Genomic DNA, 26,161 nt, shown 5'->3' with positions numbered 1-26,161 from the left:
TGAGCAATGTGGTTTCTTGGCTTCAGGTCATCGTGCCCACCCGGGTCCATCTCGGCACCGGCCTGGGGTACTGTGTTGAAACATTGTTCTCCTCTTTAGAAGTTGTGCACGTCAGGGTTAGTTCAGTCGTCGGCGTATGCCCATGGCTCCTGTGGCTGCGATGAGAAGCCCCGCGAGAATGGGGAGTATCACACCGTCGCCACCGGTCTTTGGCATCACGCCCTGGTGCACATTGGCCACCTGCAGCCATGCACCGTCTGGATAGTCCTGTGGCAGGTCACTCGGCTTAGACGCAGCAAACAGCGCGCTCCGCTGGGCCGACTCCACGATCGTCTTGCCACTGGCATCTCGTTTGATGCTGATTTTCACCGGGGTAGGCAAGAGCTGATAGCCGTCCGGCGACTTCGTCTCCAACAAGAAGTAGGTTCCGTAGTCCAGTTCAGTCCAGAGGTACTTTCCATCCTCTGTGACCTTGAGGTCCGCAATTTTGTTCGCCGCCGGTCCCGTGGGGTCTTGGTCGTAGATCGCGAACTGCGCCCCGTATTTGTCGCCGTCGCGCGCGGGGATAGTCGTGATGTTTCCTGCGGAGTCCGAATCGACCTTCCATAGATAGAAACGGGTCTTATCGGGTCCGGGATAGCAACCCTCGTCTTCGAGGTCGCCCATCTTCACGCTATTGGCGAAGCCGCCGCGCTCTGCACTGCATTCTGGTACGTCGTCACCGTCACCGGGTGTGACGCCACCTTCCCCGCCTCCGGCCGATTCAGTTCGAGCTTTATCGTATTCTTCCTTATCAAGGGTGAACTTCAGTTTGACTCGGTACCGATGAGTGCCGTCGCCATGCTTGGGATCCTGCCGTCCAACTGCATCGATGGTGCGCTTTTCCCGCATTTCTGGGGAGTCCTCGGAACCTTCTCGGTCACAGTTGTCTAGCCGGAAGCTTCCCGTTTGCAGCACGTCAGATTCTACCACGCACGAAGGTGTGTCTCCCGGTTGTTTGTCCTTGGACGTGTATTCGTCAGTGAAGTACACCTCCGCACCGGTGAGCTTCGCCCCCTTGGGCAGCTTCGGGGTATCGGTGGGCGCCGGGTAAACGTATTCGTTAAGGTCATCAAAGCTCTTAACCGTCACGTCATAGGCGGCAGTGTACGTAACATTGCCTTGGCCATCCGTATCGGAAGTGATGTCGTCGAAGCCGACCTTTCCGTCACCGTTGGTGTCGATGGCAGTCTTGCTCAATGCACCTGGACAGGAATCGTAAGCAGTATCGTTCGTCGGGTCTTCGTCTTTGTCATGGTTAATCACAGACGCCGTGTTAGGGCGACATTCCGCACCGGACTTCAATGTCGCGCCAATGATGACGGTCGCCTTACCGCCGGCAGGCATGGGTCCGAAGAAGTAGGTTTTTGTTATCTCACCGGTTTGGGCGTTCTCGGTGGCAGGTTGAGTGTGGACATTCCCACCGTCGTACCCCTCGTAAACAACCTGGTTGTACTCCACGAGGCCTTCGTAGGTTGCCGGCAGAATGTCGTACAAGGTGAAACCTGACGAAGCACCTTTTCCGATGTTCTCAACCTCCAGCGCCCAATACTTCTTGTTCCTGGGCAAGCCGGCAGCATAGACCTGTTCCAGTCGGGGGTCTCCTGGCTCCAAAGTAGTTTTCTTTGCCTTAAGATCCGAGGGGATCTGCACCCCGGGGTTACTCGTTGCATCGGTGTTGTAGGAAACAGGAAGGTCCGACAGCCGAGAGACCAGCTGAAAGCTCGGATGCTCTCCGGTTGGGTCGAAAACCCTAATCTGCATGCCCACCTGATCGGCAGTACTTCCGCCGGTACCAAAGCCGAGGTTGCCGTTGCCGTACAACCAGGCCTTACCCCAGACCTTCTCCGGGATCGCTGTATTACCAGACGGGTCTTGAAGCTGATCCGCGAGGATAGTCCACGTCTTCCGTTCTCCTGTATCCATGTTGATGCGCTCAAACATGACGTGTGTCCTTGGGTTCGCCCCGTCTTGCTGCATGCGGGCGGGACTCACCAGACCCCAGAGGTACTGTGGGGCACTGGGGAGGACAACATGATCCTCAGCTCCAGCTTGGAAAGGCGCGTTGTTTTGATTACGGGCAATCTCGCCACGTGGATCCTTCGCACCTACCGCTGGCAGGGGAATCTTATACAGCTGTCGGGTACCGGATGTTGCGGTGTTGCCCACCCACATCACTTCGTTCGATCCACGTAGGTCAAAGGTGCCGGTGTTGATTAGATCCAGGTCGTTTGGCCTTCCGCTGGTCGCCTTGTGGAAAAGGGTCGCCCCCTGAGCATTCTTGACCAGCCCGAGGTCGTACACCTCACCCGTGACCGGATCGATCTGCAGAAGATGGCCCGCGGGGTGGCATTCCTGGAGGCTCGAATTGTGGTTCGCCTGGCTTATGGCGTAGATCCAGTGATCCTTCGTGTTGTAGGACAGCGCGTTGTACACCCAGTTGGAGGGCTTGCCGATGGGGGTAAAAGTACTGCTACCCTCGATCTGCAGGTTGAGCTGTGTGCTCGTGTTTCCCGCCTGTCCACCATTCGGCGTGGCCGACACGTAAACAGCCGTGCCCTTATTGAGTTCGTCTTGGGTGAGCTCTCGGGGACCTTTACGGGTTGTCGCCTCCTCACACTTACACGGCACCGAGACCATGCCATAAACCTTGACCGAGTAATCGTTACCTTGTGTCGACGGCGCATTCGTCAACACCTGTAGGGTATTTCCTGGCCAAGTATTGAATCCCGTCCCTGTACCTTCAAGGTCAAAAGAGACGGAATTTACCTTCCCTGCGCTATTACGACTTTGCACCGTAATACCGGTGGTTTGCACAGCCTTACCGTTCGTGCCGATCCGACCGCCTCCGGGCGGTGGCGTGGTAGACGAGTTGTATTCAACCCCGTTGCTGGTCTCTTTCTTAGTGACAAAAAACCCGCCTAGATCCACATTAAAGGACCTTGTAGTGCTAATTTCTACCCGGGTCAGCGGCAGATCCACCCCCCGCGTACCACTCTTGATGTTAATGCGGAACCTCTTGGCGTTGCTCTTTGTAGAACTTGCAACTTGCTTTAAATCTTCGTCATTCCTCGCATCCGAAAGAGGTGTGTAGAGCTGCGTATCCAGCAGTTTCTCTTCTTTACAGTTTCCCGTTGGAGTCTGCGCCTGCGCCGAAGGAACATTAATTCCTCCAATGGCTCCCACGATGGTCACGAGTGCACCCAGAAGGGCAGCAACGGTTAGAAGACAAATACATGCCCGACTAAGCGCCGCCCCTTGGCGATCTTCGGCCAACTTAAGGTTTTCACCGGTTAATACGCGAGCCATTATCCTTTTCCAGCCTTAGATCCGTTCTTCGACCCACCTGTTAAGGTTTACCTAAAAAAACGGATACCCACTCCTTCTTGGCGAGATGAAGGTTAAGCCTTCAAGCTTGCACCCTACACGAACAAGAATACAAGCTTCACAGGTTCCGCTCAATATTCCGAAAGGTGATTTAGGCTACTCTTAATAGAATCTACACCTTGAGTTCACCGGACAGCAGTGGCACCCTTTCCGGCACCCCGCTACACACCGCCGGCGAAGCCCAACTGGCGCCACGCCTCGTAGGCCGCCACCGCCGCGGCGTTCGATAGGTTCATGGAGCGCCGCCCCGGCAGCATCGGGATGCGTACCTTCGCCGCCACCCGCGGGTCGGCCAACACATCGTCGGCCAGGCCAGTCGGCTCCGGGCCGAAGAGCAGCGCGTCACCCGGCCGGTAGTCCACCTCCGTGAACCACGTGCCCGTCTGCGCGGTGAAGGCGAATACCCGCCCCGAGCCACGTACCGGGTCAGTCACGTGAGCCAGCGCCTCATCGATGCCCTCGTGGACGTGCACGTCTGCCAGTTCGTGGTAATCCAGCCCCGCCCGGCGCACGTGCTTGTCGTCGAACTTGAAGGCGAGCGGCCCAGCCAGGTGGAGCGAAGCCCCCGTGCCCGCGCACATGCGGATGGCGTTGCCCGTGTTCGGGGGGATCTCCGGGCGGTCGAACACTACGTGCAGTGGTGGGTTCACACCCGCAAACTGGTTTTCAGACGTCATTCACCCAATCTAACCGGTACAAATGTAGCCATGAGCAACTCCCCCTCCCGCAGCTTCGACATCACCCTGATGGGTGCCACCGGTTTCGTCGGCGCGCTGACCGCCGGCTACCTGGCCGCCAACGCCCCCGCCGACGTGCGCATCGCCCTGGCTGGCCGGAACCAGACCAAGCTGGAGGCCCTGCGCGAGCAGCTGGCTGCAAAGCACCCGCGAGCCAAGGATTTCCCGCTGGTTATCGCCGATTCCAGCGATAATCGCTCCCTAGAGAAGCTGGTCCGCGATACACGCGTGGTCATCTCCACCGTCGGCCCCTACTACCGCCACGGCTTCCCGCTGGTTCGCGAATGCGCCACCCACGGTACGCACTATGTCGACCTTGCCGGAGAGGCGCTCTTCATGCGCGAATCCGCTGATTCCTACCACGACCGTGCCACCGCCAGCGGGGCGCGTATCGTCCATGCCTGCGGCTTCGATTCCGTTCCGAGTGACCTGGGAATGCTGCTGCTGGGACAGAGGGCGTCCGAAAATAAAGACAGCCTCAAGTCCGCCACCATGATCGTGAAGATGAAGGGCGGGCTCTCCGGCGGCACGGTCGACTCGATGCGCGAGCAATTCGCCGCCGCCAAAGGCAGCCCGGAGAAAAAGCGGATGCTGGCCGATCCGTACACCCTCTCCCCTGACCGCGCCAACGAGCCGGAGCTGGGCAAACAGCCGGACTTCGGTGTGGTGCGGGAAAGCGACATCGGGGGTGCAAGCGCCAGCAATAGCAGCGAGGACGTCTGGGCCGGTCCGTTCATCATGGCGAGCTCCAACACGCGCGTGGTGCGCCGCTCGAACGCACTGCTCGGCTACGAGTACGGCGACAAGCTGCGCTACAGCGAATACCAGTACACCGGCAAGGGGTTGAAGGGCCGCATGCGTGCCTTCACCATGGGCGCGGTGCTCGGCACGGCAGTGACGGCGCTGAACCAGGACAAGCTGCGCACGTTCCTCTCCCGTTGGGTGCCGGAGCCCGGCGAGGGCCCGTCTGAGGCCGAACGCGATGCCGGTTTCTTCCGCACTAAGCATTTCGGCGTGGGCGCCGGCGGCAGCACGTACACAAACACCATCAGCCTGGACGCCGACCCGGGGTATAAGGGCACGTCCCTGATGCTTAGCGAAGCTGCGCTCACCCTTGTTCTTTGTGACGCCGAGTTGCCTACAGGTTCCCCCTACCAAGGCAAAACCGGCGGCGGAGTACTGACTCCGGCCACCGGCCTGGGGATGCCCTACGTGCGCCGCCTCAGCGATGCGGGCATGAAGTTCAGCGACTAGCTGAACAGACTCTGCTCGTCGGCTGCCACTCCGTTGACCCGATTGATGTCCAGGGAGTTCAGCTGGGTCACGTGCTCCGGGGTCAGCTCGTCGAGGGAGGAAACCTGCAGCAGACGCATGGTACGACGCACCTCACTGGCCAGGATTTCGATGGCGCGATCCACGCCCGCCTCGCCACCGGCCATCAGGCCATAGAGGTAGGCGCGACCGATCAGGGTGAACTTCGCACCCTTGGCGATGGCGGCAACGATATCCGCACCATTCATGATGCCGGTATCCATTGCGACGTCCACGTCCTTGCCGACCTCGCGGACGACCTCCGGCAGCAGCTGGAAAGGAACCGGAGCGCGATCCAGCTGGCGGCCACCGTGGTTCGACAGGATGATGCCGTCAACACCCAGGTCGGCCAGCTTCTTAGAATCCGGCAGGTTCTGCACGCCCTTGACGACCAGCTTGCCCGGCCACATCTCGCGGATGGTCTTCAGGTCCTCGAACTTGATGGAGGGATCCATCGCGGAATCCAGCAGCTCACCGACGGTGCCGCCGGTGCTGGTCAGGGAGGCGAACTCCAGCGGTGGCGTGGTTAGGAAGTCCCACCACCACCAGGGGCGCGGGATCGCGTTCAAGACCGTTCCCAGAGAAATCTCCGGTGGTATGGAAAAGCCGTTGCGGGCATCGCGTAGGCGGTTGCCTGCCACTGGTGTATCCACGGTGAACAGCAGAGTATCGAAGCCCGCCTGAGCAGCGCGCTCGACCAGCCCGTAGGAGATCTCACGTTCCTTCATGACGTATAGCTGGAACCAGTTGCGGCCATTCGGGTTGGCCTTCTGCACGTCCTCGATGCTGGTGGTGCCCAGGGTGGACAGGCAGAACGGAATGCCCGCACGGCCGGCGGCACCGGCACCGGCCAACTCGCCCTCGGTCTGCATAAGGCGGGTAAAGCCCGTCGGTGCAATACCAAAAGGCAGAGAGGACGTACCGCCGAAGACCTCCGCAGTCGTGTCCACGTGGGAAACGTCGTTCAGAATTGACGGGTGGAACTCCACGTCACGGAAAGCCTTACGTGCGCGGTTCATGGAAATCTCATTGTCGGCAGCGCCATCGGTGTAGTCGAAGGCTGCAGCCGGGGTGCGACGCTTCGCAATGTCGCGCAGATCCCAAATCGTCTGCGCATTGCTGAGGCGGCGGGCTTTAAAATCCAGGGTCGGCTTCTTGAACTTCAGAAGGTCAAAAATCTCAACGGGGTTTGGAATCTGACGCTTTTGGTGTGCCATCGAGGCTCGCTCTCCTAACAAAGTGTTTTTGGGCTGTGTCCCCGTTCTAGAGGAACTAGGGATCCAACGCTTTCCACGATAGGACGCTTTACTGACTTTTGCCGTGGGGCTCCTGCACACCCTCGCGCGCCATAGCTAAAGAATCTAGCTCGGTAGACGCTAACTCAGTTCTCCAAAGAACTGCAAAATCCGCTCGCCGATCAGCTGCCGCGACTTCGGCTTTACAAATTGGTGGCCCTCCCCCGGTACCTCCAAGAACTGCGGCGTGCGGCCGTGCGACACCAGCGCGTCATATAGCTGCTGGGATTCCTGCAGTGGGACATTCGAGTCGTTCGCCCCGTGGATCAGCAGTACTGGGGTGGTGATCTGCTCGGCCTTGTGCAGTGGGGAGATCTCCCACAGCAGTTCCGCGTCATGCATGGGATACCCGTACTTGGGGGACGCCGCGCTTGCCAGCCACGGCTCCGTCGATTCGTAATACGTTTCGAAACTCGTCATACCGCAGGCATCCACCACGCCCAGGAACATGTCGGGGTAGCGAGCCGCCGCCAACACAGCCAAGAACCCGCCATAACTGCGACCGCCGAGGAATACCCGCCCAGGAGTGCACAAGTTGGCGTCACAAAGGAAAGAAACCGTATCCGCCACATCGTCGATGGCGGCGAAGCGACCATAGCGATCATCGGCGTGGATGAATGCCCGTCCATTGCCCTTGCTACCTCGAATATTGGGAGTAAATACCGTGTAACCAGCGGCAACGATGTCTGCGAGCACATCGTGGTTCGTGGGGCGCGACTGCCCTTCCGGCCCGCCATGCAGGTGCACATACACGGGGCGCTCCGGCGCAGGTTCCTCGGGCAGATACAGCCATCCGGAAAGCTCCAGCCCGTCGCGAGCAGTGTAATAAACCAGCTCGGGCACATCTCCCTGGCGAGCACGCTCATCTAGGCGGTCACTTCGGTTCGGGTCCAATGGTTCCACGCGCCCGGACTCCAGTCGCAGGATCTCCACCGTCGGCGGCAGATTCGGCCCCTCGACTGTGAGAGCCAGCAATCGGCCATCGTCGGTGATGGAAAGCCCGGCGGCCACCATGCCCGGCAGCTCTACAGTGCGACGTACCTGGACGCGCTGTTCGTCGCCCAGGCTTAAAAGCTCCAGATTGGAAATCCCCGCTTGGTTCCACAGAACCGCGGCGGTCGATAGATCCTCACTGATGACGAATTCGTCTACGTCGGCCTCGGGATTGCTAATCAACTCTTCCGATTCGACGCACACCGGACGCTCGCCCTCAATATCAACGACCAGCCGCAGCAGACGCCGCCGCTCCGCCCCGTGGTCGGTGACAACCAGAATCACCAGGCGATTATCCGCAATCGGCAGTATCCGCCCGTCCTCCGTCGTCGCGCCTGGTTCCGGTGGCAGCAGCGGCATCCACCTGCCCTGCGGGGTGACCAGCAGAAGTTCTCGGTTGCCGCGCGGGCCAACGCGCATCAGGCAATATCCGGCTTCGGCGGCGACCAGCAGCGCATCAATGCGCCGGTCCATCACCAGGTAGCGGGATGTGTTGGGGTTCACCAGACGCGCCTCAGTCATACCGTCGGCGGCCACCGCGTCCATAGCCAGGTTGTCGCGGTCCCACTCCACCAGGCGCGTGCGGGCGTCAAAGGTGTTCCTGAGTGGTGACGCCCCCTGCACCCCAGGGTCTGTAGAAACCGTAAAGGTCTCAAGCTTTTCCGAACCTTTAGGGGATACTTCGCAGGCGATCCACTGTGCGTCCGGGGAATGCAGTACGCGCGTCACGGGGCCCTCTGTAGGCAGTTGGACTGGTCGTTCCTTCCCCACTCCATCCTCGGTGAGGGCTGCCTGGACCGCGTAAGGATAACCACCATCGCGGACAATATAGGCAATGGCGGTGCCGTTGGGCGCAAGCGAGGGGGAAGTCGTATGGCGCATGACTCTAGTATTTTAGCGCAGGCTTCCCCGCCACTGTGACGTGGGTCCCAGCTGGTGGGCTGGTGAAAGTTCACGGCACATCTGTCGCAGAGACTCTATGCTGTGGAGACATGAGCATCTACGTGAACGCCTATTCCACCGTCCGAGCGGACGTGCCTTTCAACGGGCCGGGCGAGCCCGCTATCGCCTCCCGCGCTCTGTGCTTCGAGGAAACCGAGCGACCATTTTTGAAGACCACCGCCAACGGCGCTAGTGAGGATGATGACCAGCAGACCCGTGAGCTGCTGGAACATCTAGAGGGCTTCGAGGGATACGCGGCCGAGCAAGGTCAGCAGCGCTTTGGCAGCTTTAATTCCTATATTCACGCTGTGATGCAGCACATCCATAATGTGCGCCGCCACTACGTCTTCGAGCGTAAAGACGACTTTGATTTTTCCCATCTGGGAGACTTCGCCGACTGGGCTCGTGAGGCGAATGCAGTCTTCTTCCTTTCTGATGGCACTGTGCGCAACGCCGGCGGGGCAGATTTGCTGGATCCAGCCCTGGTCGGCAGCTCTTCTTCTACTGGGGCGCAGGAAAACTCTGTGCCCCGTCACCCGGACTCTGCGGAGCGTATGCGGCGCGTACGCAGTGGCCTTTGGCAGCAGGGTTTCCAGGTGGCGCCGACGTTGCCGCCAGTGCGATCCGAAGGCGAGCTGCTGATCCGCCCGGCCGAGGAGGTTTTCAACCGAGCCGTCACCCTGGCCGTAGTGGCGACGGTCGCAGCAAACGTGCTCAATGGAGAGCCCGTGGACTTCGCCTCCCTCCGCGCTGGCTCCCGCCGTTCCTTCGAACATCTCACCCCCGTGGAGCAAGCCTTCCTTGACCGCGCAGAGACTGCGCAGGCTGGTGCGGACGGAAACCTTGCATACAGTCAGGATCTGCAGGAAGATGCCTACCAGCTGGCCTGGGCGTACACCGCCGCAGAGTTCCTTGCCTGGTCAGTAGGCCTCCTTGACATTGATGTTTTCGGCTTCAACCCCGTTGATCTTCCCGCCCTCCGGGGCGCCCTCCGTGCCGTCGATCGTGAGGGACGCGACGCGAGCGAGCTCAACCTGCGCAGCCTCTCCGAGCTCTGCGATGCCTCAGAGTATGTTTATTCCCTGCGCTGGGTATCCGTGGAGCAACAGACCCAGGCGCCTACCGGCTCTATGTCAACCGGCCCTAGCGTTCTGCAGCCCCAGGATCACTCCACGCTGGTAGAACGCCACCGCGCGATCGCCTGGCTCACCGACCCCGCAATCGCATACGACGACGTGGATCTTTCTACCTAAAACGCGCGCGGCCTTATCGGCTGTGCGCCTTAAAGAACGCGGCGACTTCCCCAGTCGCCGTCACGGCATTCGACTTTCTCTCACTCTCAGGGTCACTGGCCGCCGCGCCTGCCTCGCCCGTGCGCTCACCCATCCACGTGTGGCCAGCATCGCCGATGGCTAGGTGAGTGACTTCCATGTTTGGTCCGCAATGCGGCCACTGCACGCGTTGCACAGCATCTGTCACGCGGGTGGAGATCGGCGCACCCACGCAGCGAGAGCGACTTGCATACTGCTGTGCAAACTCAAATGCGCCCAAGTACTCGTCGCCATAGCGCGGGCCACCGCTGTAGTGGATCGTCTGATCCTTGCGTCCATGGATATCCAGAAAAGGGCTTGTCGCTCCCCGCTTGAAACGCACTGTTTCTGGGTGCTTCGGATCTGAGCCCTTCTCTGCGCAGGCTTTCCACGTTCCCGAGTAGTACGCGGCAGACACTGCCGCGAATGCTGCGAATTCATCTGGCATTTCGCAGGCCAATTTGCCCACGAAACCGCCGCCGTTGGACATGCCAGTGGCATAGATACGGTTGGCGTCGATCTCGTAGGTAGACGAGATTTCGTCCAGGATGTCACGAACAAAGCGCACATCCTCTCCCTTTTTCACGCGCGCGTACGGGGCGCCCTCCCATGCACTACCCACTCCCTGTGGGTATGCCACGATCGCATCTTTGCCCGCCAGGCCCGTGTAGCGCGCCATCTGGTCTGCCTGCTCACGGTAGCCATGAAACGCAAAGATCAAAGGGATGGGCTTGCCGGGTTTGGCGGACTTTTCCTTCTTGGAGTACGGCTTTGCACCCTTAGGTACGTTGATGATGTACCGGCGGTCACGGTTGCTGGAATTGACCAGCAGAGTCTTATTCTGCCCTGGCTTCATGACATCGTGGATAGGGCGGAACTTCTTCGGGATACGCGCAACCGCAGGCGTGACCTGCACATTCTGGCTGGTAGGCGGGATCGCCACAGCCTCTGTAGGGGCATAGTCCGCGGGTTCTTTCACAGTGTTATGGGCCTGTGGATCCTCATGGGTAGCGTGAGTCAGTTTCTGCACTGTCACGCCCACGCCAGCGGCACAAACCAGGAGGAATGCTGCAAACGTTGTCGCCGCGATTCGGCGGCGGCGGAATTGCTGTTCTGTTGGCCGCCTATGCGCTGCGGCGTCTTCCCTGCGGTGCCTTCCAGCAGGTACTTCCTCATTGTTCTGGTTATGACGCCGTCTGTTCCCCCGCCAAGAATTTTCCGCAGCGTGTGCGCCGTAGCTTCTCGCCTGCGAAAACTCGGCCAGATGGTGATGCTTCTTTCGAGCAGAGTTTCCGCGCTCGCGACGGTGCGCGTCGCGGTTACTGGAGTCGAAAGGTTGGCGGTTCACGTGGACGATTGTTCTTTGCCCTTGCGCTTGTGTCAATCACCGCACCCCGTGTTCAAGATCACTAAGCCGTTCAGTGCGCTAAGGCTGCTACCGCTTAGCGGAAGTCTCGCGCCCCCGCATGCGCACCTGCGATCTCGCCTGCCGGGCGTAACTGAGTTTCCACCTGTTCCAATAGATCTGCCGTCACCGCAGCAGCTCCTTCTGCGTTGTGTACGATCCCTCGCACGACCAGGATCTTCGCATTCAATGCCACTGCCCGCTGCCGCGTCCACAGTCCTGGCGAGACCACAATATTCGCCAGCCCTGTCTCGTCTTCTAGCCCAAAGAACACCACTCCACCTGCGGTCATGGGACGCTGCCGATGTGTCACCACGCCAGCGACGCGCACGCGGGTGCCATTGGGAACGTGCAACAGACTGTCGGCGGTCACCACTGCTGCACCACATGCATTGCTTGCACCACTTGCACCGTTTGGGCGTCGATGCCACTGGTTCAGATACGAGCGGAGTAACTGCACCGGATGCTCATCAGTTGTTACGCCCGTTGCTTCTAGTTCTGACGCCGCCATCTCAAAAGCACTCATCCCCGGCAAAGCTGGCGCATGTACCCCGGACGTGCCCGGAAGCATTCCGGGGCGTTCGGTCGCAGCCACCCCGGCAGCCCATACCGCCTGGCGGCGGGTCAGTCCGAGACTCCCCAGCGCTCCAGCGCGAGCCAACTTCTCCACTTGAGCCGTGGTCAGGCCAGCCTCTCGCGATAGGTCCTCCACACTGGTGAAACGTCCGAGCCTTTCACGTGCTTCCACAATGCGCCCCGCTACTTCGGCGGAGATACCCTTTACTCCTCCGGCACCACTAAGTCCCAGGCGTATCTGCCCCACCGGCTCAGCGGTGCCGCGCCCTAGCCCATGAACTCCCGTTGGTCGGTTGGAACGTGGGGACGTCGCTAAGGGAACGACGGCATCGGCCTGCACGGCAGAAGCGTTCACGTCCACGGGAAGAACTTGCACTCCATGGCGGCGAGCATCCGCCAACAGGGATTGTGGCGAATAGAAACCCATCGGCTGTGCCCGCAGCAGCGCCACACAGAACTCCGCCGGGTAGTGATATTTGAACCATGCGGAGTAGTAAACAAGGGAGGCGAAGGACTGCGAGTGCGACTCGGGAAAGCCATAGCTGGCAAAGGCCACGATCTTGTCCCAGAGCCGATCCGCTACAGCGCCCATAATGCCGTTTTTATTCTTTAAACCCTGGTAGAAGCGCTTTTTCAATCGCTCCATCTTCTGCGGAGAACGTTTCGATCCCATCGCCCGACGCAAGGAATCAGCCTCGGCGCCGGTGAACCCCGCCGCATCCACGGCCATCTGCATCAGCTGCTCTTGAAATAGCGGAATGCCCAGAGTTTTTGTCAGCGCGGGCTCCAGGCATGGATGGTCAAAAGTGACGGGCTCCAGGCCATTGCGGCGGCGAATATACGGGTGCACGGAGCCGCCTTGAATGGGGCCGGGGCGGATCAGCGCTACTTCCACTACGAGGTCATAGAACGTACGTGGCTTCAGACGCGGCAGAGTGGACATCTGTGCGCGGGATTCCACCTGAAACACTCCCACTGCATCGGCACGGGCAAGCATTGCATAGACCTCCGATTCGGTAGGGTCCAGTCGCCAAAGCTCGACGTTCCGTCCGCGGTGCGCACGCACCTGATCCACCGCATGGTGAAGCGCTTCCAGCATGCCCAGCCCCAGCAGGTCGAACTTCACCAACCCCACGGCGGCGCAGTCGTCCTTATCCCACTGCACCACGGAGCGCCCCTCCATCCGCGCCCATTCTGTAGGTACGACCTGTGCGATAGGACGATCACAGATCACCATTCCCCCGGAGTGGATTCCTAGGTGTCGGGGATGATCCCGCATCTGTTCGGCGAGGTCATAAACAATCTCAGGGGTTTGTTCTGGGTGACGATTCCATGCGTCGATCTGACCCGGCGCGTAGCCGAGAGCCCGGCCAGCATCGCGGATCGCGCCACGGCGGCGATAGGTAATCACGTTTGCCACTTGCGCGGCATTCTCACGTCCATAGCGGGAGTACACGTATTGGATCACCTCCTCGCGTCTTCCCGACTCGATGTCGAGGTCAATGTCGGGCGGCCCGTCGCGTTCCGGGGAGAGGAAGCGTTCAAATAGCAGCCCCGACGCCACCGCGTCCACCGTCGTGATCCCCAGAGCAAAGCACACTGCAGAGTTCGCCGCAGACCCGCGTCCCTGGCAAAAGATGTTGTTCTCGTGACAGAAGGAGACAATGTCGTGGACGATGAGGAAGTAACCGGGAAAGCCTAAGCGTTCGATCGTTTCCAGCTCGCGGTCAATGGTGGCCCACGCCTGGTTGGCTGCTGCAGAAGAACCACGCCGTCCATAGCGCTCAGCTCCGCCACGGGCGGTAATAGCGCGCAACCAGGACATTTCCGTGTACCCCTCCGGTACGGGGAAATGCGGCAGGTTCGGTGCAACGAGATCCAGGGTGAAGGCGCATTCGCGGGCGACCTGCACGGAAGTCTCGACAGCACGGGCTAGCCACTCACAATCGCCGGCGAGCTGCAGCATCTCCTCCCCCGAGCGCAGCCACGAGCCGCCCACCGGGTGGACGGTCGGCTCTGCGGCAGCGACGTCTGTGCGTTCGCGCAGCGCCGCCTTCGCCCCGGCCAGCCGGGAGTGCTTCGGTGTGGCGCATGTAGGGGCACTGCTAACGATCTCACGCAGTCCGTAGTGCATCGCCAGGGCGTGGAGGCGTTCGTTGCGATCGGCATCCGCCGGGTTCATTGTGTGCTGCAACTCGACCACAACATTGGCCGTGCCAAAAAGCTTTATTAACCGCGCTGCCGTGTATGCGCTTGTCGTGCTTTCTGCCCACCGCCAGTCGAGAAGCACGAGCCAGTGGCCGCCCGCTCCCTCTGCTAGCTGGGAGAGGTCGGGGTACCGTACGGAATCTTTGTCGGGGTCGGCCATACGGGCGTCAGTAATAAGGCGACTTAGCCGCACATACCCTTCGCGTCCTTTGCACAGCACCGTGAGCGGCACGTCGAGGCTCAGCTCAGCACCGAACACCGTCGCGAGGTTCGTTTCGCCAGCATCGGAGCTCCCTGTGCTCTCAGCCACCGCCGTTGCGAAGCGCGCTGCCCCATAAAAGCCATCGCGATCTACACATGCAAGAGCACTTAGCCCCAGTTCGCGCGCCGCTGCAACCATTTCCTCGGGTTGGCTCGCGCCGCGCAGGAAGTTGTAGGTGTTGCAGGCATGAAGCTCGGCAAAGGCGATTCCGGTTTTTCTTGTTGACGCCCCTTCGCCCCCAGTTACTCCCGTCTCCTCCCCTATTCCTATTGCCCGCAGGTTCCGCAGTCCAGGCCCTTGTCCGGACAGCACGCTTTCGAGCTGTCTCCAACTCAGTGGTGACCCTAGGGAGAAACTCCTGGACTGTGGCTTGCGCGACTCATTAGACACAGGCCAACTATAGAACACATATTCTATTAATGGGTAATATGTGGCCGCTTCCGAAAAAGCTCAAACTAAAACTAGACTAAGTTGTTCATTTTGGTTTAGACTGCTACCTTAATCGCACAGTTCAGCCCGGACGTTCCAAAAAGATCCGGGCCTATGACAATCCAGGAGGATTCCCATGTCCCTTCGCCAAAAGGTTGCAGCCGGAGTAGCTGCGGTAGCTATGGCTTTCAGCCTTTCCGCCTGCGGCGGTGACGATGACACGATCAAGATCGGCACCACCGACCAGGGCCAAAAGCAGTGGCAGGTCTTCGAACAGAAGGCTAAGGAAGAAGGCCTGAATGTCGAGCTAGTTCCGTTCGGCGACTACAGCCTGCCGAACCGTGCTCTGCAGGACGGCGAAATCGTCGTCAACAACTTCCAGCACCTGATGTTCCTGGCTGACTTCAATGTCAACAACGACTCCAACCTGGTGCCGATCGGCGCAACCGAGATCATCCCGCTGGGCGTGTACTACCAGGATCACAGCGAAGTTAAGGACATCGAGGAAGCCGGCGAGGTCGCCATCCCGAACGACCCGACCAACCAGGGTCGTGCCCTCCACGTGCTGGCATCCGCCGGTCTAGTGAAGCTGAAGGACGATAAGGTTCTCTCCCCGACTCCGGCCGATGTTGATGAAAGCAAGTCCAAGGTCAAGGTCACCCCGGTTGATGCCGCCCAGACCGTAACCGCCTACAAGGACGGCACCCCAGCCGTCATCAACAACTCCTTCCTGGAGCGCGGCAACATCGACCCGAAGTCCTCCATTGTCCAGGATGACCCGAAGGCAGAGGCTGCAAAGCCATTCATCAACGCCTTCGTCACCACCGAGGAGCACAAGGACGATGAGGATCTGAAGAAGCTCATCGACGTCTGGCACTCCAAGGACGTTCAGGATGCCCTGAACGAGCAGTCCAAGGGCACCTCCGTCGAGGTCAAGATGGGCCCAGACGAGCTGTCTAAGATCCTGAAGGACACCGAAAAGCAGATCAAGAAGTAGCTCCCTTCCCTAACCCCCACTCTCAAAAGAGGTTCCCTATGGCTTCAGACGCGAAACCTAGCGTCGACCAGCCCAGTGCCGGCACCACCGGCACGAGCAACACTGGCACGAGTAGCACCGGCACAGACATCGTCTTCCGCGATGTGACGAAGGTTTTCAAGCAGGGCAAGAAAGAAATTCGAGCCCTGCAGGACATCAACACTCATATCCCGGCGGGATCCATCGTCGGCATTATCGGCTACTCCGGTGCAGGCAAGTCCACCCTCGTCCGTCAGATCAACGGCCTGGATCGCCCCACCAGCGGGCAGATCCTGCTGGATGGCCAGGACATCGTTCCCCTACCGGAATCGCAAATGCGCAAGCTGCGCAGCGATATCGGCATGATCTTCCAGCAGTTCAACCTTTTCTCCTCCCGCAACGTGGCAGGCAACGTGGCCTACCCACTACGCCTGCAGGGCATGCCTAAGCAGCAGCGCGAGGAACGAGTGAAGGAGCTGCTGGAGTTCGTCGGCCTTTCCGATAAGGGCAAGGCCTACCCGGAGCAACTCTCTGGCGGTCAGAAGCAGCGCGTCGGCATCGCCCGCGCGCTGGCTACCAACCCCAGTTTGCTGCTGGCCGATGAAGCCACCAGTGCATTGGACCCCTCCACCACGCGCGACGTGTTGGAGCTCCTCCGCAAGGTCAACCGTGAGCTCGGCATCACCATCGTCGTGATCACTCACGAGATGGAAGTTGTGCGCGCCATCGCGGACTCCGTCATCGTGATGGAGAACGGCCGCATCGTGGAACAGGGCAGCGTTTACGAAGTCTTCTCCAACCCGCAGACGCAGACTGCGGCCAACTTTGTGGCCACTTCCCTGCGCAACACTCCGGATATGGTTGAGGCCGAGGCGCTACAGTCCGAGCACGGTCGCCTCTTCACTGTGACTATGGCCGAGGGAATTGGTTTCTTCGACGCCGTATCCAAGCTGTCTGCTGCAGGAGTGACGGTCAACATCGTCCACGGTGGCGTCACTACCCTTCAAAACCACAGCTTCGGTCGCCTTACCTTGCGCTTGACGGCGCACGATGCCGCCGGCGAGCAGGCAATTGAGGAGTTCCACAGCCATATGCAGTCCTCCACCGAGATTGAGGAGATCCGATGAACACGATGACCCTCGCGCAAATGGATTGGGATCGCTACGGCAACACGTTCCAAAAGGCCATTTTCGACACGCTCTACATGGTCTCGATCACGCTTGTGATCTCCTCGGTTCTAGGCCTGATGATCGGCCTGCTACTGTTTACCACCCGCAAGGGCGGCATTCTGCAGAACCGTGCGGTCTACTGGGTAACGAACTTCCTGGTGAACTTCATCCGCCCGATCCCGTTCATCATCTTGCTGACAGCGATCGGTCCGCTAACTGACCTAGTGGTGCAGAGCCGTATCGGCACCGAGGCCGCGATCGTCGGTATGGTCGTCGCCGCGACTTTCGGCGCCGCCCGCATCTTCGAGCAGAACCTCGTGGCCATCGACCCGGGCGTGATCGAGGCGGCCAAGGCGATGGGTGCCTCGCCGCTGAAGATCATCTTCTCGGTAATCATCCCTGAGGCGCTGGGGCCGCTGATCCTAGGCCTGACCTTTATGTTTATCGCCATTGTCGATATGTCCGCCATGGCGGGATACATCGGCGCCGGTGGCTTGGGTGACTTCGCGATTGTCTACGGTTATCGCTCGTTTAATGACGCCGTAACGTGGACGACCGTTGCAGTAATCATCGTCATCGTGCAGATCGCGCAGCTGGGCGGAAACTGGCTGTCGAAGAAGATCATGCGCCGCTAGTTAGCAACGAAACCCCGGGTGCTAGTTCAAATCTGAACTGCCCCGGGGTTTTTCTATGGGTTTAGAACTCCGCGTCCCACGTCACGGTCTGTTTGGGCTTCTTGTCGCAAGAGGGAACGGATGTACCACCCGAGCGCGAAGTCAGGCGCACCGTGATTTCTTTATGTGCACCAGCTTCGTCGGTAACGCGCACAATGCGCACCTCGGTGCCAGCGTCCGTGGCTTCAGCCTCGGCTGCTTCCGGCTTACGAACGTGCATCGTTGCCAGTTTGACGGGGCGGCCTTCTTTAGACATCTTCTCCGCGACGGCAAGCTCCGCGACCTGCCCAACCGGATCCCACAGCCCGCGGCCGCGGCAGCCTTCCAGCCACAGTTCGCCCTGCTTGGCGCGTTCCAGCATGCTGCGAGCTCCGGCAGTGCCGAGTCGGCCATAGGAGTAGTTGGTCGGCAGCAGAATCATGGAGGGAGCAAAGCGATGCCCCTTGGTGTGGGAGGATTCCCAGACTATTTCTCCGTATTCGGCGGTGAGCTCGTCGGCGACAGGACGGCCGAATACTGCGCAGCATTTGTCGCGTTTACCGTGAGTACACACCAGTAACAGCGGACCGTCGATGCGCTGACCGCCGGCTGCGCCGGGAGCGCTGAGGTCAAGATCGAGCAGTGCCTCCGGACCGGATATCTGCAGACTTTCGAGAATGGGCGTGGGATCATCGCCATAGCCCTCGGCCCAGCTGATGTAGAGCTGGCGGGTGGGGTTGGCGGCACGTTGCTGGCCTTCCCGGCCGGGACGCCGGATGAACTGCAGCTGAGCATTGTTTTCTGCGAGGAATTTCTCAATTTTTGTGCTGAGCTCCTTCCCCAAGGCATCGCCGTCGAGGATATCGTGCCCCCAGGCGGTGAGATGCTCCAGGGCAAGGACCAAGCGACCCGGCTTAGCGGTGCCAGGAAGAGTCTCATCGGTCCGTTGGGAGCACATGTCCGCGTAGACTCCGCCTAAGGTGTCAGCGCTGGTTTTGGGCTGTCCGGCCTGGGCGTTTCTAGTTGTTGGCATGTTATCTAGAGTAGCAAGTTACGGGGGGCATAGCTTTGCTAATAGGTGGCTTCGATCCGCCATTGTTTCCCTTTGCACACCAGTAGAAATGCCTGTTCGCCCGGCGCGTCATGACGGGTATTGCGCGTTTCCTCCTCACGGGGTGACATCCGGGCAGAGATCTGCAGTCGGGCATAGCGCTTCCCCTCTGCCCACCAGTGTTCATCAACGGGCCAGGGGCCAGCCCAGCCGGTGATGTGCAATCGTCGGCCACCCCAACGCAGAGTTTCCGGTGGTGCGCTCATCAAACCCCGGCCTGTAACGTGCACTGGATTCTCGTGGCGGTCCAGTAGCGTCAGTCGTGCTGCGGGGTGTGCGGCGCTGGGGTTGCGGGCGTCACGTGATCCGGGTGCCCCGATCAAGCCGGGCAGGGGGTGCAGGAGCTGACCTTCCCACTGGCGAGTAGTCAGGGCGGTAATGGCCTCTGGGTCGTCTTCTCCATAGGGAACGGTAACGATGCGCTGCGCCACTGCACGACCGCCGCGGTGGATGGGACGCAACACACGGTTCATACCAATCAACGCTTGCGCCCGTCCGGCGGCAGCCCGCGCGGCCCGGATACCTTCGTCTGGCCCACCCCATAGTGGCGCGGCGAGGCTCCCTGCTGGGACGGTTTCCACGGGCACAAGCTCAATGCATGTGACACCAGCAGTGCTATCCGCCCAGTCGAACCCAGCATCAGCCCCAACATCAGCATCCGCGTTAGCTCCCGCACCTGCTCGCAGGCGGGTGAGCCAACCGTCTAGTTGCCAGCGCACTCGCTGGGCTGTGTCTTGTTCCGAGAGGGGCTCACGGCACCGCCAGAGCCGCTCAATAACGGTCGGCCCAGCATAGCCAGCTGGGGGTTCCAAGTAGGCCCGCACAGCCAGGCGCAGGCAGGCCTCCCCCGCTGCGAAGAGTTTATTATGCAGCGCAGTGGCCACATGCCGGGCAATGAAAGCGGCGGTTTCAGTGCGGGCGATAGGCTCCTCTGCTTCGTAGCGCAGTTCTAATTCTTCGCGGCGTCGTCGGGGCGCGACATCCCTATCCACATGGCCACTGGCAATGCGGTGCCAGGTCACGGCCTCCTGCCCGAAACGCGCTGCTACGTCTGCCCGTGGAAGGTCGGCAAAGTCTCGCATCGTACGCAGCCCCAACTGCTGCAACGTAGCGCTTAGCTGTACGGGGGCGCGCAGCTCCGGCTCAATTCCCAACACGTCGATCGGTAGTTCGGCGATAAACTCTGTGCTCTCTCCCGGAGGGATAGTCCTGCCCAGCCGTGCTGCCCATACCGCCGACACCAGGTCGTCGGCCACCCCTGCCATACAGTCAGCGTGAATCCGTGCGGCAGCGTCCAGCAACTTTTCCACCGCAGTGTCCTCGTCACCGTAATACCTGGATAGTGCATCCACAGGGAAGGCCAGTAATCCTGGTCGCAGGGTCTCCACCATCGCACTAACGTCCTGCAGTGCGTTCAGTACATCCTCGTGTACCGCCGCTTGCCGGTTCGGATCATCCGCAGCCACGTTCAACTGTGGATAGGCCGCCAACGCGTGACGCTGCTTCATACCGATCTTGACGCCGTGGCTCCGCGCAGCCGCGTTGCAAGCCAGAACTCGGTAGTCCGTAATCACCGCAGCAGGCGCCAACACATCCCACCCATGTGATTGAGCCTGAACATACACCGGCCAATCCGGAAACCACAGCACAGCCACTCGTACATTGCGGGGCGCCTGTGTTGCGCTCCCTGCTGTGCTACCCGAGGCTCTCCCCACTGCTCTACCCAGAGTGGGCATAAGTCACGCCTTCTATACCTGCTGCATCTGCTGCGCCTGTATCCACAACATTCTCAGCACCAATCGTCGCCTGCACTGTACGTGGCGGTTGGGCCTTCCCCCACACGCGTCCCTCGATCGCCACGGCGCGGATCCGCCCACCACCGCGGCGCAACCCTTGCACACCACATACGTGCAGATCCACATGCATCCTCGCTTGTGGCCACGCCTGCCCACACACCAGCAGGGCGCATTCGCTTTTCCGCAGCCGTGCCTCCACCGGTCGCATAAAAGTCGCACTCACAGCACCGCTCTGCCCGCCGGCTGCGAACAGCACCGCATCCATCCCCTCTACCAGCGTCCCTAACACCGCTGCGGTATGTGGTGTGGAGTCTGGTACGAGCACTAGCCTTTCCACATCCCCACCAGCAGCAGCCACTGCCGCAATCGCCAGTCGCGGATAGTCCACCACCGCCACGCACATCCCCTGCGCTGTGAGATGTGCGAGCATATCCACCAATACTGCGGGACAGTCCGACACCTGCGTTGCCTGCCCGCGCGCCACCCCACCGCCCGGTAGGTGCTCGGCCAGCCACTGCGGCACCGGCGCAACACGCACATTGTCTTTTCTTTGTGACGCCTCGTTCCCCGTCGGCACTACCTCCAGTACCGAAGCGCTGGAAATACCGGATGTCAGAGCGCCTCCAGATTCGATCTGCCGCATCTTGTGCCGCAAACTGGCGATCGTCGTTGCCTCCACCTGCCGTGTAGTCTGCTTTCTCGCCTGTGTTTCGGCCTGAGCCATACCCGTCACCTCCCTTCCCTGTTCCACCGCAACATGTTCTAGGCATCTTCTATCAGTGCCCGTGGACATGGCTGCACAACCAACAACACATATTAGAACACGTGTTCTATCTTGATGGTTGCGAATATATCCCTCCCCTAAAGAGACGTCAAACACGCGACTAAAGACGCAGGCCGGAAGGGGCGGAGAAGGTGGCGTCACCTAGAATGGGCAGTCATGAGCTCCAAAAACCGCAACGAGCCCGTCATTACCCCACCTACCGTCGTGCGCGCCATTGGGTCGGCACTTTTCGGCCTAGCGGTAGGCATCATGGCAGCTCCGCTAGCGCCTGGCTTTCAGGTCATTGTCTTGGTAGCCACCGTCGGTGCAGCGCTGTTGCTAACGTTTAGCCACCCATATCGCAGGCAGGTGCGCGAAGAAGTAGAAAAACGCGGCGAGCGCTATCGCACCAGCGCATCGCAGGTTGCGCCACTATTCCCACTGTGGATCGCCCTCATGGCGATACCGCTACTCAATACTCGCTCGTGGGCGTTGATGGCTATCGCGTGGGTTATCGCAGGAGCATACACCTGGTTCGTTTACCCACAGATCGACGGCACGGCGCACATCAAGCCAATCGGTACGGCCAAGAAGAAGCGCTAGTACACAAGAAACAGCCCGCCCCCACCATGCGGCGGAGACGGGCCGAAAAGTTCTCGGCTTTAAGTTAAGAGCCGGAGATCGAGGAGCCGGAAGCACCCGAGCCAGACGGAGCAGTGCCCTTCTTCACGACAATCGGAGTGCCATTGTCGAAGACCTTGTAGTTATTAACCACAGCACCAACCTTTAGTCCAGCACCGTTCTTGTAGGTGCCTTCCTTCTCTGGAACCTTCCACGTGAAGTCCAGCAGCAGCGGAGTGGCCGTATCAACAGTGGGCTTGTGCTTGATCAGCAGCCCTTCCTCCCAGGAAACATGAACCTCGGTCTTGTCCTTGTTCTGAGTCACTGCATACTCGCTCTGCCCCAGCTCGTGGACAGAGTCACCGCCGATCAGACTTCCCTTAATACGCTCAACCTTGAGCAGCTGGAACCCCTTAGGCATCCACTCAATAATCTCGTTAACGGTGGTCTTACCCTTGACGCCCTGAACCTCAACGCGAGTCTTTACAGTAGCCCCCGGAGCAACGGTAGTCGCACCGTGAACCTGCTTGTACAGATCAACATTAAAGGCCGGACCGCCAAGGTTACCCAGCTTAACCTTGGCACCCTGCGGAACATCCAGATCCTTCTTGCCACCAAGGGAGCCAACCAGTCCACCTAGGGAACCAGCCGGAGCTGCAGAAGCAACACTTACCCCACCGAAAGCCAATGCAGATGCTGCAGCGATGGCAGTTGCGCTACGAACAAACTTGGAAGTCATAGATATGTACCTTTTCTATGGGAAATGCGAAATAGAAATGAAAACCCAACTTTTGCATAGCCATGCAAAATGACTATGCGGTACAGCTTAACCTAGTTTGAGGCGCAAAATAAGAATTCCGGAAGTTTTTCTTACTCCCACTCAATGGTTCCCGGCGGCTTGCTGGTTACATCCAGCACAACGCGGTTTACTTCCTCCACCTCATTAGTGATACGCGTCGAGATTTTCTCCAGCACATCGAAAGGAATGCGCGTCCAGTCCGCAGTCATTGCATCTTCACTGGACACCGGACGCAGCACGATCGGGTGACCATAGGTGCGCCCGTCGCCCTGCACGCCCACGGAACGCACATCTGCCAACAGCACCACCGGGCACTGCCAGATCACGTCATCCAAGCCAGCGGCAGTCAGCTCCGCGCGGGCAATCGCGTCGGCAGCGCGCAAAGTCTCCAAACGCTCCTCGGTTACCTCACCGATGATGCGGATGCCCAAGCCTGGTCCCGGGAATGGCTGGCGCGCTACGATTTCCTCCGGCAGACCCAACTCGCGACCCACTGCACGTACTTCGTCCTTGAACAGCAGGCGCAGTGGCTCTACCAGCTCAAACTCCACATCGTCCGGCAGGCCGCCGACGTTGTGGTGGCTCTTGATGTTTGCGGTACCAGTGCCTCCACCGGATTCCACAACATCCGGGTACAGAGTGCCCTGTACCAGGAAGTCCACACTGGCCCCCTCCGGGGCATCGGCCAGCACACCGGCAACGGCGCGCTCGAAGGAGCGGATAAACTCCGCGCCAATAGCCTTACGCTTTGCCTCTGGTTCGCTCACACCGGCCAATTTGTTCAGGAATGCCTCGCGCTCATCCACCGTCACCAGCTTCGCGCCGGTGGCAGCCACAAAGTCCTTCTCCACCTGCTCGCGCTCACCGGCGCGCAGCAGGCCATGGTCTACGAATACGCATGTCAGGCGATCACCGATTGCGCGCTGCACAAGCGCAGCGGCCACCGCGGAATCCACGCCTCCTGACAGGGCACAAATCGCGCGTCCTTCGTCGCCGATCTGCTCGCGTACCTGCTCGATAAGCTGCTCGGCAATGTTGCCCGCGGTCCACGTCGGCTCCAGGCCTGCGGTCTCCAGCAGGAAGCGGCGCAGCACCTCCTGCCCCTTCGGAGAGTGCAGCACCTCTGGGTGGTACTGCACACCCGCCATGCGCTTTTCCGGGCATTCGAAGGCAGCCACCGGCGCACCCTCGGTGCGGGCGGTCACGGTAAAGCCCTCCGGGGCCACAGATACGGAGTCGCCGTGGCTCATCCACACCTGCTGGTTACTGCCCATGTCTGCGTGGAGTACGCCAGCTTCCGATTGAATCTGCAGCTCGGTACGTCCGTATTCACGCTGGCCGGTCTTTGCAACGGTGCCACCCATGGCCTGAGTCATCGCCTGGAATCCATAACAGATACCGAATACCGGCACGCCCAGTTCCAACAGTCCGGGTTGAAGCGAGGGGGCGTCATCCGCGTAAACAGAAGAAGGACCACCGGAAAGAATCAGAGCCGCAGGGTTCTTCGCGGCAACCTCTTCGGCAGACATGGTGTGCGGGATGACCTCGGAATACAGGTTAACCTCGCGCACACGGCGGGCAATGAGCTGTGCGTATTGCGCACCGAAATCCACGACAAGCACGGGCCGTGGAGCGGCGGCAGCTGGGTCTTGTTGAGTCACAGTTCCTAACCTTAACGCACGTCCACCCCGCGCAGCACACCGGTGGCGCTACCCCCGGTTATCCGCGAAACGCTGCTTGTACCAATCCATCGACGGCGGAGAGAAAATCAGCGCCAACGATACCGCTGCCACCACCCCGAAGATTGCCGCCAGCCAGAACACTCCCGACTGGATCACCGTAATCGTAATCAGCACCAAAGTGACGTGCGTGAGCACCAGCCCCGACACACCCCATGTGCGCCCCTGAATAATCATCGCCCCGAACAACACGAAGGCGAAGAAATACAGCCCCACCATCACGCCAGTCGCGCCGACGTTCATCTTCACTGTCTCGTCGCCATGCTGCGGCTGGTAGCCCAGGTAGAGCACGATCGTGGCGATGATGCCGATCACGCCGATTATTATTGACGCCCACGACAGCACCGCTAGTTGCATCGGCAACCGGTCAGTTGTGCGCTGCCACCACTGGGAAATCTTCATGCGGATCAGTTATGTTCTTTCTTTTTCTTAGCGAACGACCAGGTCGACCTTTTGGAAGCTCTTGATATCCGTGTAGCCACACTTTGCCATCGAGCGACGCAGAGCACCGATAATATTTTCATCGCCAACTGGGTTGGAGGTCGGACCAAAAAGCAAGGTCTTCAATGGCTGTGGCTCACCCAGGCCAACTTCTTCCACCACACCGCGCGGCAACTGCGGGTGACCTGCAGTGGATGGCCAGTACCAGTTCGGGGCGCCTGCAGAAGCTGCGGTAGCCAAGGGCAGGCCCAGAGACACCGCATCAGCGCCGCAGGCGATGGCCTTTGCCACGTCGCCGGAACGGGTCAGCGAAGAGTCGGCGATGATGTGCACATAACGGCCACCCGTCTCATCCAGGTAGTCACGACGCGCAGCAGCCGCATCGGCGATGGCAGTAGCCATCGGCACATCGATACCCAGGGACTCGTTATTGGTGGTGTGGCCGGAGCCAATGATCACACCAGCGGCGCCCGTGCGCATCAAGTGCATTGCGGTAGTGTAATCCACCACGCCGCCGGCGATGACTGGAATGTCCAGGCTGCCGATGAACTCCTTCAGATTCAGTGGCTCACCATCGCGGTGCACGTGCTCGGCGGAGACCAAGGTTCCCTGCACCACCAGCAAATCCATACCGGCCTTAATCAGCACCGGAGCTAGTTCGCGGGCGTTCTGTGGGGAAACTCGGACGGCAAAACGCACGCCCGATTCCCGCACCTGGTTCAGGCGCTCCTGCAGCAGATCCACATTGAGCTCCAGGGAATGCAGGCGCTGTAGCTCCGCGTTGGCGCCGAAGATACCGGAGTCCGAGGTGGCGTCCACACCTTCCTCGTCGAACAGGGCAGCATCGGCTTTTTGGGCAGCTTCAACGACCCCGCGCAGGGCAGCGTCCAGATCTTCCACGCGACCCCACAGGCCTTCGGCGTTGATTACTGGCAGACCGCCCAGCTGGCCGAACTCGATAGCGAATTCAGGAGTAACGATCGAGTCGGTCGGGTGGGACATCAGTGGAATATCGAACGAATATGCATCGATCTTCCACGACGTGTCTACATCGTGCGAGCTGCGGGTACGCCGCGAGGGAACGATGTCGATCTGGTTCAGGCCATACACCCGGCGCGCGGTGCGCGAGCGTCCGATGTCCACATATTCCTGCATGAGGG

At 60.1% G+C, this 26,161-nt stretch carries 19 protein-coding genes; 6 read left to right on the top strand and 13 right to left on the bottom strand.

All coding sequences use genetic code 11. The features are described 5' to 3' along the window. Nucleotides 1–117: 117 nt before the first annotated feature. The gene (locus ACUY2T_RS06685; protein ID WP_448308021.1) at nt 118–2,736 is read right to left on the bottom strand and encodes a DUF6923 family protein; all 2,619 of its coding nucleotides are present in this window, start codon (nt 2,734–2,736) and stop codon (nt 118–120) included. An 851-nt stretch (nt 2,737–3,587) separates the two neighbouring features. Continuing rightward, entirely contained in the window at nt 3,588–4,103 is a 516-nt protein-coding gene (locus tag ACUY2T_RS06680) for a tRNA (cytidine(34)-2'-O)-methyltransferase (RefSeq protein WP_448308020.1), read from the bottom strand. A 30-nt stretch (nt 4,104–4,133) separates the two neighbouring features. Between ACUY2T_RS06680 and ACUY2T_RS06675 the strand changes: the two genes are divergently transcribed. Then, entirely contained in the window at nt 4,134–5,417 is a 1,284-nt protein-coding gene (locus tag ACUY2T_RS06675) for a saccharopine dehydrogenase family protein (RefSeq protein ID WP_448308019.1), read from the top strand. Here ACUY2T_RS06675 and ACUY2T_RS06670 read toward each other — a convergent pair. Both ACUY2T_RS06670 and ACUY2T_RS06665 read right to left on the bottom strand, forming a co-directional pair. After that, nucleotides 5,414–6,691, bottom strand: a complete 1,278-nt coding sequence (locus tag ACUY2T_RS06670; RefSeq protein ID WP_448308018.1) for an alpha-hydroxy acid oxidase — start codon at nt 6,689–6,691, stop codon at nt 5,414–5,416. The two genes, ACUY2T_RS06675 and ACUY2T_RS06670, sit on opposite strands and share 4 nt — an antisense overlap. A gap of 159 nt (nt 6,692–6,850) precedes the next feature. Further along, complete coding sequence (locus tag ACUY2T_RS06665; protein ID WP_448308017.1) at nt 6,851–8,644, bottom strand: alpha/beta hydrolase family protein; 1,794 nt, start codon at nt 8,642–8,644, stop codon at nt 6,851–6,853. Nucleotides 8,645–8,754: 110 nt separating this feature from the next. Between ACUY2T_RS06665 and ACUY2T_RS06660 the strand changes: the two genes are divergently transcribed. Beyond that, entirely contained in the window at nt 8,755–9,957 is a 1,203-nt protein-coding gene (locus ACUY2T_RS06660) for a DUF4272 domain-containing protein (RefSeq protein WP_293790719.1), read from the top strand. 13 nt (nt 9,958–9,970) lie between these two features. On the opposite strand, the gene ACUY2T_RS06655 is transcribed toward ACUY2T_RS06660, so the two are convergent. Next, complete coding sequence (locus ACUY2T_RS06655; protein WP_448308016.1) at nt 9,971–11,362, bottom strand: alpha/beta hydrolase family esterase; 1,392 nt, start codon at nt 11,360–11,362, stop codon at nt 9,971–9,973. Nucleotides 11,363–11,456: 94 nt separating this feature from the next. Continuing rightward, nucleotides 11,457–14,855 carry an error-prone DNA polymerase gene (locus tag ACUY2T_RS06650; protein WP_448308015.1) on the bottom strand — a complete coding sequence of 1,133 codons (3,399 nt, stop codon included), beginning with the start codon at nt 14,853–14,855 and terminating at the stop codon, nt 11,457–11,459. 175 nt (nt 14,856–15,030) lie between these two features. Here ACUY2T_RS06650 and ACUY2T_RS06645 point away from each other — a divergent pair, with 175 nt between their 5' ends. From ACUY2T_RS06645 to ACUY2T_RS06635, 3 genes are read left to right on the top strand one after another with little or no spacing between them, the layout of a single operon-like run. Beyond that, nucleotides 15,031–15,891, top strand: coding sequence for a MetQ/NlpA family ABC transporter substrate-binding protein (locus ACUY2T_RS06645; RefSeq protein WP_448308014.1), 861 nt, complete (start codon nt 15,031–15,033; stop codon nt 15,889–15,891). A gap of 38 nt (nt 15,892–15,929) precedes the next feature. Further along, complete coding sequence (locus ACUY2T_RS06640; RefSeq protein WP_448308013.1) at nt 15,930–17,036, top strand: methionine ABC transporter ATP-binding protein; 1,107 nt, start codon at nt 15,930–15,932, stop codon at nt 17,034–17,036. Next, the gene (locus tag ACUY2T_RS06635; RefSeq protein ID WP_293790714.1) at nt 17,033–17,713 is read left to right on the top strand and encodes a methionine ABC transporter permease; all 681 of its coding nucleotides are present in this window, start codon (nt 17,033–17,035) and stop codon (nt 17,711–17,713) included. The genes ACUY2T_RS06640 and ACUY2T_RS06635 overlap by 4 nt, the downstream gene beginning before the upstream one ends. Nucleotides 17,714–17,774: 61 nt before the next feature. Here the strand turns inward: ACUY2T_RS06635 and ACUY2T_RS06630 are convergent, their stop codons facing one another. The 3 genes from ACUY2T_RS06630 to ACUY2T_RS06620 are packed head-to-tail and all read right to left on the bottom strand — an operon-like array spanning nt 17,775 to nt 21,362. Beyond that, nucleotides 17,775–18,764, bottom strand: a complete 990-nt coding sequence (locus ACUY2T_RS06630) for a sucrase ferredoxin (protein WP_448308012.1) — start codon at nt 18,762–18,764, stop codon at nt 17,775–17,777. 38 nt (nt 18,765–18,802) lie between these two features. Continuing rightward, nucleotides 18,803–20,578, bottom strand: coding sequence for a Y-family DNA polymerase (locus ACUY2T_RS06625; RefSeq protein WP_448308011.1), 1,776 nt, complete (start codon nt 20,576–20,578; stop codon nt 18,803–18,805). Next, nucleotides 20,562–21,362, bottom strand: coding sequence for a hypothetical protein (locus tag ACUY2T_RS06620; RefSeq protein WP_448308010.1), 801 nt, complete (start codon nt 21,360–21,362; stop codon nt 20,562–20,564). The genes ACUY2T_RS06625 and ACUY2T_RS06620 overlap by 17 nt, the downstream gene beginning before the upstream one ends. Before the next feature lie 216 nt (nt 21,363–21,578). On the opposite strand from ACUY2T_RS06620, the gene ACUY2T_RS06615 reads away from it, so the two are divergent. After that, nucleotides 21,579–22,004, top strand: a complete 426-nt coding sequence (locus ACUY2T_RS06615; RefSeq protein ID WP_448308009.1) for a hypothetical protein — start codon at nt 21,579–21,581, stop codon at nt 22,002–22,004. A 64-nt stretch (nt 22,005–22,068) separates the two neighbouring features. On the opposite strand, the gene ACUY2T_RS06610 is transcribed toward ACUY2T_RS06615, so the two are convergent. The 4 genes from ACUY2T_RS06610 to ACUY2T_RS06595 all read right to left on the bottom strand — a co-directional run bounded on the left by ACUY2T_RS06610 (nt 22,069) and on the right by ACUY2T_RS06595 (nt 26,156). Then, nucleotides 22,069–22,761, bottom strand: coding sequence for a hypothetical protein (locus tag ACUY2T_RS06610; protein WP_448308008.1), 693 nt, complete (start codon nt 22,759–22,761; stop codon nt 22,069–22,071). Between the two features lie 131 nt (nt 22,762–22,892). Next, complete coding sequence (gene guaA / locus ACUY2T_RS06605; protein ID WP_293790708.1) at nt 22,893–24,482, bottom strand: glutamine-hydrolyzing GMP synthase; 1,590 nt, start codon at nt 24,480–24,482, stop codon at nt 22,893–22,895. Between the two features lie 48 nt (nt 24,483–24,530). Then, nucleotides 24,531–24,962, bottom strand: a complete 432-nt coding sequence (locus ACUY2T_RS06600; protein WP_448308007.1) for a hypothetical protein — start codon at nt 24,960–24,962, stop codon at nt 24,531–24,533. A gap of 27 nt (nt 24,963–24,989) precedes the next feature. Next, nucleotides 24,990–26,156, bottom strand: a complete 1,167-nt coding sequence (locus ACUY2T_RS06595) for a GuaB3 family IMP dehydrogenase-related protein (protein ID WP_448308006.1) — start codon at nt 26,154–26,156, stop codon at nt 24,990–24,992. Nucleotides 26,157–26,161: the final 5 nt, after the last annotated feature.

It is taken from the genome of Corynebacterium sp. 22-2729 (assembly GCF_053479475.1).
The sequence above is the reverse complement of the archived record's forward strand: the minus strand, read 5'-3'. Positions and strand labels throughout refer to the sequence as shown.